Origin of the sequence: Nocardioides dubius (assembly GCF_039528155.1) — a bacterium.
In the GTDB taxonomy this organism is placed as follows: Bacteria; Actinomycetota; Actinomycetes; order Propionibacteriales; family Nocardioidaceae; genus Nocardioides; species Nocardioides dubius.
Genome location: NZ_BAAALG010000006.1, coordinates 238,123 through 249,801 on the forward strand (window position 1 = coordinate 238,123; position 11,679 = coordinate 249,801).

Annotated in this window: 13 protein-coding genes; 9 read left to right on the forward strand and 4 right to left on the reverse strand. The window is 70.0% G+C overall.

Annotated elements, in window-relative coordinates; all coding sequences use genetic code 11:
* Positions 1–265 precede the first annotated feature (265 nt).
* Positions 266–766, forward strand: coding sequence for an inorganic diphosphatase (locus ABD151_RS08525; protein ID WP_343993282.1), 501 nt, complete (start codon positions 266–268; stop codon positions 764–766).
* Between the two features lie 143 nt (positions 767–909).
* On the opposite strand, the gene ABD151_RS08530 is transcribed toward ABD151_RS08525, so the two are convergent.
* The 3 genes from ABD151_RS08530 to ABD151_RS08540 form a co-directional block, all read right to left on the reverse strand.
* Positions 910–2,859, reverse strand: coding sequence for an acyl-CoA dehydrogenase family protein (locus ABD151_RS08530; RefSeq protein WP_343993284.1), 1,950 nt, complete (start codon positions 2,857–2,859; stop codon positions 910–912).
* A gap of 46 nt (positions 2,860–2,905) precedes the next feature.
* A complete protein-coding gene (locus tag ABD151_RS08535; RefSeq protein ID WP_343993286.1) occupies positions 2,906–3,502 on the reverse strand; it encodes a hypothetical protein in 597 nt (198 codons plus the stop codon).
* A 157-nt stretch (positions 3,503–3,659) separates the two neighbouring features.
* Positions 3,660–4,088: a nuclear transport factor 2 family protein gene (locus ABD151_RS08540; protein ID WP_343993288.1), complete on the reverse strand. Its 429-nt coding sequence runs from the start codon at positions 4,086–4,088 to the stop codon at positions 3,660–3,662.
* Positions 4,089–4,166: 78 nt separating this feature from the next.
* Here ABD151_RS08540 and ABD151_RS08545 point away from each other — a divergent pair, with 78 nt between their 5' ends.
* The 8 genes from ABD151_RS08545 to ABD151_RS08580 all read left to right on the forward strand — a co-directional run bounded on the left by ABD151_RS08545 (position 4,167) and on the right by ABD151_RS08580 (position 10,624).
* Positions 4,167–5,042 carry a TIGR03619 family F420-dependent LLM class oxidoreductase gene (locus ABD151_RS08545; protein ID WP_343993290.1) on the forward strand — a complete coding sequence of 292 codons (876 nt, stop codon included), beginning with the start codon at positions 4,167–4,169 and terminating at the stop codon, positions 5,040–5,042.
* Between the two features lie 5 nt (positions 5,043–5,047).
* Positions 5,048–6,262 (forward strand): hypothetical protein, encoded by a 1,215-nt coding sequence (locus tag ABD151_RS08550; protein ID WP_343993292.1) that lies wholly within the window; start codon positions 5,048–5,050, stop codon positions 6,260–6,262.
* A 92-nt stretch (positions 6,263–6,354) separates the two neighbouring features.
* Positions 6,355–7,137: an SDR family oxidoreductase gene (locus ABD151_RS08555; protein WP_343993294.1), complete on the forward strand. Its 783-nt coding sequence runs from the start codon at positions 6,355–6,357 to the stop codon at positions 7,135–7,137.
* A gap of 10 nt (positions 7,138–7,147) precedes the next feature.
* Entirely contained in the window at positions 7,148–8,284 is a 1,137-nt protein-coding gene (locus ABD151_RS08560) for a sulfotransferase family protein (RefSeq protein WP_343993296.1), read from the forward strand.
* A gap of 120 nt (positions 8,285–8,404) precedes the next feature.
* The gene (locus tag ABD151_RS08565) at positions 8,405–8,692 is read left to right on the forward strand and encodes a hypothetical protein (protein ID WP_343993298.1); all 288 of its coding nucleotides are present in this window, start codon (positions 8,405–8,407) and stop codon (positions 8,690–8,692) included.
* Positions 8,689–9,492 carry a hypothetical protein gene (locus ABD151_RS08570; RefSeq protein ID WP_343993300.1) on the forward strand — a complete coding sequence of 268 codons (804 nt, stop codon included), beginning with the start codon at positions 8,689–8,691 and terminating at the stop codon, positions 9,490–9,492. The genes ABD151_RS08565 and ABD151_RS08570 overlap by 4 nt, the downstream gene beginning before the upstream one ends.
* Positions 9,482–9,913: a hypothetical protein gene (locus ABD151_RS08575; protein ID WP_343993302.1), complete on the forward strand. Its 432-nt coding sequence runs from the start codon at positions 9,482–9,484 to the stop codon at positions 9,911–9,913. Before ABD151_RS08570 ends, ABD151_RS08575 begins: the two co-directional genes overlap by 11 nt.
* 51 nt (positions 9,914–9,964) lie before the next feature.
* On the forward strand, positions 9,965–10,624 hold the full coding sequence (locus ABD151_RS08580) for a pentapeptide repeat-containing protein (RefSeq protein ID WP_343993304.1): 660 nt from the start codon (positions 9,965–9,967) through the stop codon (positions 10,622–10,624).
* Between the two features lie 15 nt (positions 10,625–10,639).
* Here ABD151_RS08580 and ABD151_RS08585 read toward each other — a convergent pair whose 3' ends face one another.
* On the reverse strand, positions 10,640–11,617 hold the full coding sequence (locus ABD151_RS08585; protein WP_343993306.1) for a ferredoxin family protein: 978 nt from the start codon (positions 11,615–11,617) through the stop codon (positions 10,640–10,642).
* Between the last annotated feature and the right edge of the window lie 62 nt (positions 11,618–11,679).

The window sequence follows — 11,679 nt, forward strand, 5'->3', positions numbered from 1 at the left end:
ACGACGGCGCCGTCTCGGCGATCCCCCACCGTTCGCCGAGGTCGTACTCGAAGGCCGCGAATCCGGCGCCGAGCAGGCACAGGACCAGGCCGATCGGCGCCCACAGCAGGAGTCGCGAGCTGTGGCGTGCGTCACCTTTGCCCACCCGAACTCCTTCGCTGAATGCATATTCGGCCCCATTGTGCGCGAAGATGGACGGCGGCCCCATCACGGGGGCCTGGATATGTCGTGTCCGGCGCACGTGCCGCCGGAGTAGCTGTGGAGGATGAGAGTGCTCGAGTTCGACGTCTTGGTGGAGATCCCCAAGGGCTCGCGGAACAAGTACGAGGTTGACCACGTAACGGGCCGGATCCACCTCGACCGTTACCTCTACACCTCCATGGCCTACCCCGAGGACTACGGCTACATCGAGAACACCCTCGGCCTGGACGGCGACCCGCTCGACGCGCTGGTCATCCTCCCCGAGCCGACCTTCCCCGGCTGCATCGTCAAGGCCCGCGCGGTCGGCGTCTTCAAGATGGTCGACGAGGCCGGCGGCGACGACAAGATCCTCTGCGTGCCCGCAGGCGACCCGCGCTTCGACCACCTGCAGGACATCGACGACGTGCCGAAGTTCGAGCGCCTGCAGATCCAGCACTTCTTCGAGACCTACAAGGACCTCGAGCCCGGCAAGTCCGTCGAGGAGGGCTCCCAGTGGGTCGGCCGCGCCGCCGCCGAAGCAGAGATCGAGGCCTCCATCGAGCGCTTCAAGGCCGAGGGCCACTGAGTCCTCCCCGACTCCGCCCGGACGTAGCCCCGGGCACCCGATGCCATTCGCATGACGTCCTGAGCGCTCTCGTTCAGGACGTCATGCGTTTCGCGCCTCCGGCGCCACCAAGCGCATGACGCCGGCGCCGCGAGCGGAGCGGCTCACCAGCTGCGCAGCTCCTCGGCGCGCAGCACCTCCTCGGGCACCGCGAAGGCGGCGACCAGATCGCCGGCCAACGGCCGGAGCTTGCGGCACAGGTCGTTGATCTCGGCGGTGATCGCCTTGGAGCGCTGGGCGGTCAGCCGGCCGTGCTCCATGAACCAGGCCCGGTCCTCCTCGATCACCGAGAGTGCGTGCAGGTCCACCAGCAGCCCGAGCGCCACCTTGTTGTCGCCGTCCGGCAGCGCGGCGACCTTCTCGATGAAGGCGTCCAGCACCAGCCGCTCAACGTGGGCGCGCCCGGTGGCGATCACGTGGTCCTGCACCCGGGAGAAGACCTCGCCCGGCTCCATCCCGTCGTCCACGCCGCTCTTGAGCCGGCGCGCGACGCCACTGACCAGGTGCTCCTCGCGGAACCGGAGCATCGCCTGCTGGTAGTTCGGGTCGAGCAGGCCCGCCTCCTGCGACCACTCGTCGCCGCCGGGAAGCAGGTCCTTGACCCGCTCGAAGAGCTTGTGGACGCTGGTGCGCTCGATCACCGAGTCGACCGCCATCGAGGCCACGAACCGCACCATCCCGAGCTGGTCGAGGTCGGAGAACTCCGAGGAGTAGCCGGTCAGCAGGCCCTTGGCGACCAGCTGGATGAGCACCGTGTTGTCGCCCTCGAAGGTGGTGAAGACGTCGGTGTCCGCCTTCAGCGCGGCGAACCGGTTCTTGGCGATGTACCCCGCGCCGCCACATGCCTCGCGGCACTCCTGGATGGTGCGGGTGGCGTGCCAGGTGCCGAGCGCCTTGGTGCCGGCGGCGCGCGACTCGAGCGCCCGGCGGGCCTCCTCGTCGGTGCCGTCGCCGTCGAAGACCGCGCTGAGCCGATCGACCAGCACCTCCTGCGCGGCGTGCAGCGCGTAGGTGCGCGCCAGCAGCGGCAGCAGGCGGCGCTGGTGCTGGCCGTAGTCGAGGAGCAGCGACTCGGGCTGGTCGTCGGAGCTGGCGAACTGGCGGCGCCGGTTGGCGTAGTCGACGGCGATGGTCAGGGCGACCTTGGCGGCGTTGACGCCCGCGCCGCCGACCGAGACCCGGCCCAGGACCAGGGTGCCCAGCATCGTGAAGAAGCGCTTGTTCACGCTCTCGATGGGCGAGGAGTAGGTGCCGTCGGCGGCGACGTCGGCGAACCGGTTGAGCAGCGCGGTGCGCGGCACCCGGACGTCGTCGAACCAGAGCCGTCCGTTGTCGACGCCGTTGAGCCCCATCTTGAGGCCGCAGTCGGCCACCCGGACGCCCGGCAGCACCTGCTCGCCGTCGCGGATCGGCACCACGAACGCGTGCACCCCGTGGCTCTCCTCGCCGATCACCAGCTGCGCGAAGACCACCGCGAGCTGGGCGTGCCGGGCCGCGTTGCCGATGTAGTCCTTGCGCGACGCCTCGTCTGGCGTGCGGATCACGAACTCCTCGGTGGCCGGGTCGTAGGTGGCGGTGGTGCCGAGCGCCTGCACGTTCGACCCGTGCCCCGACTCCGTCATCGCGAAGCAGCCCATCAGGCTGCCGTCGGCGGCACCGGGCAGGTAGGTCTTGTGGTGGGTCTCGGTGCCGAGCTGCTGGATCGCGCCACCGAAGAGGCCGAACTGGACCCCGATCTTCACCAGGGTCGACAGGTCGCCGAACGCCATCGTCTCGAACGCCGCCACCGAGGCGCCGACGTCACCACCGCCGCCGAATTCGGTGGGCAGCCCGAGCGCGGTCTGCCCGGTGGCCGCGATCTCGACGACCACGTCCCGGACCCGGTCGCGGAACTCGTCGCGTCCCATCGTCTCGGCGTCGAGCAGCAGCTCGTGGTGCTGCGCGAGGTTCGTGCGCACCAACTGCCGCACGTCGCGATAGCGCCCGTCGAGCAGGGCACTCAGGCCCGCTACGTCGATGCTCGGTTGCCGGTATGCGCCCTCGTCGCTCGCCATGCCCCGAGGTTAGCGGGCGGTGCGGCACGACGGGAGGCGAGCGGCCTCAGCCGTGGCGCACCTTGACGGCGTTGGAGACCTTCTTGCTCGCCTTGTCGACCACGCGCCACTCGATGGAGCCGGTCTTGTAGGTCTCCACGTAGGTGGAGAAGGTCTCGTTCGAGACGCCGACGTCGACCGGGAAGCCGGTCCAGGCGCCGCCGTCGATGCGGTATTCGACGTCGAGGACGGTGCCCTCGCCGCCGGGGTAGATGCCCGACAGGTAGAGCTTCTCACCCGGCGCGACCTCGAAGGCACCCTGACTGAGGGTGATCTCCTTCTCGGCCTTCTCCTTCTCGGTCTCGCTCGGCTCCTCGCTGGGCTCGTCGGACTCGGTCGCGGTCGTCTCGCCCGGGTCGGTCTCCGAGGGCGCGAGCGTCACCAGAGGTCCGGAGACCTCCTTGGTGGGCACCGGGTCCGGCATGATCAGGGAGGCTCCGCCGCCCTGTCCGGTGGAGTCGGCGGCCGCCTCGCTGGCGTCGCCCAGGCCGACCACCTTGGTGGCGACCACGGCGCCCAGACCGCCCAGGATGCCGACCACGACGGCCACCGTGGCCAGGGCTACCAGCCCGTTGGCGACCGGGTTCTCCTCGTTGTCGGACACTTCGTGACGCTCCCCAGACGGCAGGCGGACAGAACAGGCCCCATTCTTGCAAAGGAGTCCGCATCCGACCGCTTCTCCGGCGACCTCGCCGTCCCGGCGACGGCGACCGGGCGCCCCGGCAGCCGGGCCCGGCGACACGGCGACGGGGCCCGGGCGGCTAGAACCCGCGCGTCCAGACCATGTCGTCGACCAGGCGCGCGGAGCGCCAGCCGTCAGCGGTGCGCACCATCGTGTGGTGGTAGTAGCCGCCGACCTCCCAGAGCCTCTCGGTGCCGTCGGGGGCACGCGAGACCATCGGGTTGGTGAAGTAGGCGGTCACCTCTGCTGTGTCCGGACCCTCGAAGGTGATCGCGACCTGGCCGATCATGTGCTGGAACCGGTCGAAGCCGGCCATCCCCTTCTCGATCCACGGCACCACTTCGACCGGTGGGCCGACCGGCCCGCCGACCACCGAGTAGTCGAGCACGGCGTCCTCGGTGAAGACGTCATCATGAAGCGCCTGATAGCTGCGGGTGTCCACCGCGCGCGTGTAGCGCGTGATCACGTCGGTGATCGCCATCCGGTCGGCGACCTCGTTCATCTCCATCGGGGCTCCTTGCTGCTGGTGTGCCAACGGGCGGGATACACCCTTCCAGAGATCTGGAACACGTTCTAGCCTGCCTCCATGCGATTCACCTACGCCGAAGCGATGACCCGTGCCGAGCTCTACGCTCCGCTTGCCCAGGCAGCTGAGGCCGCCGGGTACACCTCGATGACCGTTGCCGACTCCCTGATCTACCCGAAGGAGTCCGACTCCCGGTACCCGTACACCGACACCGGTGACCGCGAGTTCCTCGAGGACAAGGAGTTCATCGAGACGATGATCTTCTGCGCCCACGTCTTCGCGGTCACCAAGACCCTGCGACTGACCCCGTTCGTGCTCAAGCTGCCGGTCCGCCCGCCGGTGCTGATCGCCAAGCAGGCCTCCTCGGTCGCGTTCCTGTCCAACAACCGGCTCACCATGGGCGTCGGCCTCTCCCCGTGGCCCGAGGACTTCGTGGCATTGGGCGTGCCGTGGGAGAAGCGCGGCAAGCGGATGGACGAGTGCATCGACATCTTCCGCGGCCTGACCACCGGTGAGTTCTTCGAGTACAAGGGCGACTTCTACGACATCGCCGAGATGAAGCAGACCCCGGCTCCGACCGAGCCGATCCCGCTGCTGGTCGGCGGCCACAGCGACGCCGCGCTGCGCCGCGCCGTCCGCAAGGGCGACGGCTGGATGCACGCCGGCGGCGACGCCGAGGAGCTGGACCGCCTGCTGACCCGCCTCACCGAGATCCGCAAGGAGGAGGGCGACACCCGCGACGACTTCCAGGTGCACGTGATCTCCACCGACGCCTACAGCGTCGACGGCATCAAGCGCCTCGAGGACAAGGGCGTCACCGACTGCATCGTCGGCTTCCGGGTGCCCTACATCAAGGGCCAGGACCCGGAGCCGCTCGACGTGAAGGTGGCTGCTCTGGAGCGCTTCGCCAACGGCGTCATCGCCAAGGCCAACTGATTCAGATGGCCGAGCAGGTGCAGCAGTCTCCCGAGACCCTGGCCGCGGCGTCGCTCCTCTCGAGCGGCGCCCAGGCCTTCGCGGACGCCGTCCGCGAGGCCGACCGGCTGATCAACAACCCGCCGTTCGAGGTCACCCCTGCGGAGCTGGCGGAGGGTCACGAGTACCTCGCTGGGAGCATCCGCTCGGCCATCCAGATGGCGTTCGACTACGACCTCGAGCACCCGGTGCTGATCAACCCGACGCATCAGTACTCGCGCCAGGGGCTGGACAACCCAGACGCCATCTACTTCAACGCCTATCTCACCGAGGGCGCCAGCTACGAGGTGAGCGGGGTCCGCGGCACCACCGCGGACCTCTCCTTCCAGATCATGGACGGCGGGTACACCGCCGAGGGGGCACCCACCAGCGTCGCGGCCTTCGACGACCGCAGCCTCGACGTCGCCGAGGACGGCTCGTTCAGCTGGACCTTCGGCCCCGAGCTGGGGCTGAAGAAGGGCGCCACGCTGATCATCCGCGAGGTCTACAGCGACTGGATGAGCGAGGAGCGCGGCACCATCCGGATCCAGCGTCTCGACACCGCCGGCGTGCCGCGGGCGCCGTTCGCGCCGGAGCCGATCGCCAAGCGCTACGGGGTCGCCGCGAAGCTGCTGACCGGGCGGATCCCGACCTGGTACGCCTTCCCGCAGTGGTTCACCTACAAGGAGCCGGTCAACACGCTGACCGTGCCGGCGTCCACCCCCGGCGGCCTGGCCAGCCAGTTCTCCTCGATCGGGCACTACGACCTGCGCCCGGTCGACGGCGTCGAGCAGGCCATGATCGTCACCGTTCCGGCCTGCGACGCGGCGCCGTACCAGGCGATCCAGATCGGCTCGCGCTGGTACGTGTCGACCGATTACGAGCACCGGCAGAGCTCGCTGACCCGTGCCCAATCGCAGATCGACCCCGACGGGATGATCCGCTACGTGATCGCCGCGCAGAACCCGGGCATCGCGAACTGGCTCGACACCACCGAGCACCCGCTCGGCGTCACCATGCTGCGCTGGCAGCGGGTCGCCCGCGACCTCACCGCCGACGACGGGCCGCGGGTCCAGGTGGTGCCCTTCGACAAGGTCGCCGACCACCTGCCGCACTTCGCGCAGAACCAGATCACCGACGAGGCCTGGGCCGCGCGGATCGAGGCGCGCCAGGTCGGCGTCGCCCGCCGGATGATCTCCTAGCCCGAGGGCCCTCGGGAAGAAGTGTCAGAGTTTTGACACGAAATTGAGACAACCTCTCGACGGCGACTGGAACAGGTTCTACTGTGACCGGCATGACACTTCTTACCGACAAGGTTGTCGTTCTCTCTGGCGTCGGCCCCGGCCTCGGGCGCTCCCTCGGCGAGGAGGCCGCGAAGATGGGCGCCGACCTGGTGCTCGTCTCCCGCACCGAGCGGCGGCTCAAGAAGATGGCCGAGGTCGTCGAGTCCTACGGTCGCCGGGCACTGATCGTGCCGACCGACATCACCAACGAAGAGCAGCGTGCTGCGCTCGTCGAGAAGGCCGTCGCCGAGTTCGGCAAGGTCGACTGCCTGATCAACAACGCCTTCGGCATCCCGCCGATGGAGCCGATCAGCACCCTCGAGCTCGACACCCTGCGCGCCGCGCAGGAGACCAACGTCTTCGCTCCGCTGCGCCTCTCGGCCCTCTTCGCCGACGAGCTCGCCAAGACCAAGGGCTCGATCGTGATGCTGAACTCCTGCGTCGTCCACCACTCCGACCCGGTCTACTCGGGCTACAAGCTCTCCAAGGGCACGCTCAAGCACCTCGCCTCCTCGTTGGCCACCGAGCTCGGCCCGCGCGGCATCCGGGTCAACTCGATCGCGCCGTCCTACATCTACGAGGACGTCAACAAGGCGTACTTCGACTGGATCGCCAGCGAGTCCGGCCGCACCCACGAGGAGGTCTACGCCGAGAAGGCCGCACCGACCGACCTCAAGCGCCTGGCCACGGCCGACGAGGTCGCCCGTGCCGCACTCTTCTTCGCCAGCGACCTGTCCTCCGCCGTCACCGGCACCATGCTGAACGTCGACTGCGGCGAGTTCCACGACAACTGAGGAGAGAGCATTGCCTCGCGAGCGTGCCGACGTCGGCAGCTTCGATGACATCGCCGCCGCGGCGGTCCGGACCACCGGACTGTCCGACTTCGGCGGCACCGAGCACGAGGAGGGGCTGCGGCTCCTCGTCGACGACCTCAACGCGGAGACCGCCGGCCTGACCGGCGTCGGGAACTACATGCAGCGCTCGCAGGTGAAGAGCGCCCTGGTCGGGCGGTTGCTGAGCCAGCACGGCTTCGCGACCAACCCGGCCTACGCCGAGGTGCCGATCGAGCGACCGATCTTCGTGGTCGGCCTGCCGCGGACCGGCACCACGGCGTTGCACCGGTTGCTGACCGCCGACGTCCGGCATCAGGGCATGGAGGTCTGGCTGACCGAGTTCCCGCAACCGCGCCCGCCGCGCGAGACGTGGGCCGACAACCCGGTCTTCGCCGGGATCAACGCCGCCTACTCGGCGCACCACGTCGACAATCCGGAGTTCATGGGCATCCACTACATGGATGCCGGGAGTGTCGAGGAGTGCTGGCGGATCCTGCGCCAGGCCGGCATGTCGATCGGCTTCGAGAGCTTGGCGCATGTGCCGAACTACTCCGCGTGGCTGGCGGGGCAGGACTGGACGCCCGCCTACGAGCGGCACAAGGCGAACCTGCAGCTGATCGGCCTCAACGACGTCGACAGGCGGTGGGTGTTGAAGAACCCTTCGCACCTGATCGCGTTGGACGCGTTGATGAAGGTCTATCCGGATGCGTTGATCGTGCAGACCCACCGCGACCCGGTGGTCTCGATCGCCTCCGCGTGCTCCCTCTCGGCCGAGGCCACGGAGGGCTGGTCGACGACGTTCGTCGGCGAGACCATCGGCCGAACCCAGTTGGAGATGCTGGCGCGCTCGCACGCAGCGTTCGCCGAGGCTCGGGCGAGCTACCCGGCGGAGCAGTTCGTGGACGTCGAGTACAGCGACTTCGTGAGCGACCCGGTCGCCACCACACGTGGCATCTACCAGGCGTTCGGTCTGGACTGGAGCAGCCAGGTCGCCCAGGCCGTGGAGGCGATCGACGCGGAGTCGCGCCAGGGCGGCAAGCGGCCCTCGCACCAGTACTCGCTGGCCGACTACGGCCTGACCGAGGACCAGGTGCGCGCCGCGTTCTGACGTCTGCATCGCTTGCCGGTGGCCGGCCGCGTGCAACAAGCTGCGACTTGTTCACGCGGTCGTCCACAGGCACCACTCGCCTCCGCGGGCAGGTCACACGTCCGCTCCTAGCGTGCCCGCATGAGCGACATCGAGTTCGACCACGACGCAGTCGCCGGCTATCCACGGCCGCTGCACACCCTTGCCACGAGTCTTGCCGCGGCGAGCACTCTGCCCACGCCCGACGCCGGCACCTCCACCGCGCTGGCCCGTGAGGCGATCGACCGGGTCGCGGTCCAGAGCGCGGCGCTGGGTGGCGCGTACGACGATCTGTGCGAGGCGGTGCTGTTCTGCCTCGAGCGGTATCCCCAGGCCGATCAGGGCTCCGGTTGGCTCCTCGAGATGCAGGCCGAGCAGGCCCTGCGATGAGCGTCTCGCTGATCCTCGACGGCGACCCCGACGGGTGCCACGCGGCCGCCGCCTCACTGCGCGCCCTGGCCACCGAGCTGGACGACGCCGGCACGGTCACCGCGTCGATCCGGACCCGGTCCGAAGGCGATTGGAACAGCCGCGCCGGAGAGCTGTTGCGCAACGTCTGCACTCGGCATCTCGCCTCGGGCGACCGCCTTCGCGGTGCGAGCCGGGAGTTGGCGCTCCAGCTCAGCGCGCTGGCCTCGGCGCTGGCTGAGGCACGCTCCGAGCTCGACCGGGCACGGAAGGTGGCGCGCAGCGGCGGCTACAACGTGGACACCGCGCTGCCGAGCTTCGATCAGGTGCTCCCTGAGGGAAGGGCGGAGACGACGCTCGACCATGCGTTGGCGATCGCGGCACGGGCCCGTGAGGTCGAGGCGCACGCCCACGCCGCCTTCACCGAGGCGGTGGGCCCGATCCTGGAGGCGCTCACCCCGCCCGCCGTGCCCGCGCACAGCGAGCCCGGTACGAGCCAGTCGATCCTGGGCAGGCTGCGCGACCTGCTTCCTGGTGAGGAGCTCCGCGACCTCTCACCCTTGGTGCGCCTGGTCGACGAGGCCCGCGACCTGGACCTGCTGGACCGGCTCGGCGGCCTCGATGCCACCGACGGGCTCCGTGCCGGCGGCGCGCTGGCGGGCGTCGCCCTGTGCACCCGGGCCAAGCTGCCGCCGTCGCTCCTGGCCGCCTGCGCCGACGGCGGCGGTCAGCTCGGCGGATGGGCCGGCGACCGACTCACCGGTGGCTCCGATGAGCAGTGAGCCGACGCTGACGCTCCCCCGCCGGTGGACGAGCATGACGCCGACCAAGGATCCCCGCATCCACCTGATGCTGGCCACCGAGTGGCTGCCCGCCAGCGGGTACCGGCCGCGCGCCGTGGTCACCCGCGAGCCCACCGCGCTCGACCTCGAGACCTACCAGGGCAGCCTGATCGCCGGCGTCCTGCAGGGGCTCGCCGAGGCTGAGCTCGAGGAGGCGGAGATCTACCCCGTCGACGGCCGACCGATGTCGTATCTGCGGATCTGGCACCGCACCGACGGCTCCGACCTGATGACCGAGGCTCGGACCTGGATCCACGAGGACGTCGCCTGGACGGTGGTGAGCACGGTCGAGCACACCGACTATCCCGACTTCTGCGACCTCTTCGAGGACCTCACCCTCCACTTCGAGGAGCCGACGTGACAGCCTGGGGCGGCTACGCCCTTCTGCTGATCGTCTTCCTCGGAGGTCTCCTTGGCCCGCACCGTTCGCCCCCGCCCGCCCGCGATCACCCCGCTCGTCCTGAGCGACCTGCGTGGCGGCGACGTCGACGACCTGCGACCGCGAGCCGACCTCGAGGGCGAGGAGTTCGGGGGGCTCTCCTTCGCCGAGCTCAGCCTGAGCGGCGCCCGGATCGACATGTGCCGCCTGGACGCGATCCGGGCCGAGTCGCTCGATCTGTCCGGCGCGCGTCTGACCGAGGTCGGCTGGGCCGATCTCGACGCACCGGCCGCGCGGGCAGCGCGCTCGCAGTGGCGCGAGGTCGAGGTCAGCGGCCGGCTCGGCTCGCTGGAGGCCTACGACGTCGACTGGCGTGGAGTGCACTTCGTCGGCTGCAAGATCGGCTACCTGAACCTGCGCAACGCGACCCTCTTCGACGTCCGGTTCACCGAGTGTCAGATCACCGACCTCGACCTCGTCGAGGCGACGGCACGGCGCGTCGCCCTCGACGGGTGCAAGATCGGGCAGCTGACGGTGCACCGCAGCGATCTGGCCGACGTCGACCTCCGCGGCAGCTCCATGGAGTCGATCGATGGCATCCGCAACCTGTCCGGGATCACCATCAGCGGCGACCAGCTCCAGTTGATGGCACCGCTGCTCGCAGCCGAGCTGGGCATCGACGTCAGCTACTGAGCAGCCACGCGCTGCTCAGCGTGGCCCGTGCACCACCTCGAAGGTGGTCGTCGGCTTCGCGACGGCGTCACGACAGCTCGCCCGGACGGCTGGTCCGGGCAGCTCCCGCACCTGGACGGTGATCTCGCTGCCGGCCCGCTGGAAGGTGACCTTGCTGGTCGCGCCGTCGGTCTCGATGGTGCTGAGCAGCAGCGCCTGCGCGCGGTTCTCACCGAGCTCACGGCGCACGACCGCCTCGGCGTACTGCACGGCGGGCGGATAGGTGCCACGCCCTCGGAGGTGCTCGACCACGACCTCGTGGCGCTCGGAGGCCGCTGCGACCCGCAGCGCGGAGTCCACGTCGAGGCGCCCGTAGGAGAGCGCTCCCGGCAGGACCAGCATCGCGCCGGCGAAGCGGTGCCCGCCGACGTGCGTGGTCTCCCAGGCCCGATCGGGATGGGCCTCGCTCAGGGCCCGAGCGATCGGTCGTCCCTGCTCGGCACAGCACACGTCCCGCTTGCCGTTGGTGCAGACCAGCAGCAGCGGCTCGTGATGAGGCGACCACCCGAGCGAGCGACCCGCGGCCAGGTCCGCCAGGGAGAGGTCGAGCAGGTCCGCAGGGTCGGTCAGGGTGGTGCGCTCCACCCAGGCCGAGGGCTCGGCAGAAGCAGTTGAGGGGTTCGGGGCGGGGGCGGGGAACCCCCCGCGTGCCCACGCCGCGAACGCCACGAACCGCCCGGCCTCCGCCTCGGCGGGCCGGACCGGCACCTGATGCGCCTGCTCGTGACGCCGGATCAGCTGCACCCGCACGCCGGCAGCCTTGGCCCGGGTCGCAAGCTCGTGGCGCACCTCCTCGGGCCAGGTGCTCTCGGCGAGGGCGTCGCGCCCCCAGCCCCGGCGGTACTCGACCAGCAGGTGCGCATGGTCGGTGGGCGCGGTGCCGGCGAGGTGCTCCGCAACGGCCTCCCGCGAGCACCGGAACTCACGCGCCACCGGCGTCACGATCTCGTCCACGGCGCTCAGTCTGCCGCGCGCGCCGCGGCTCGCGCTGCCCGGGTGGCCGCCCGCCACACGAG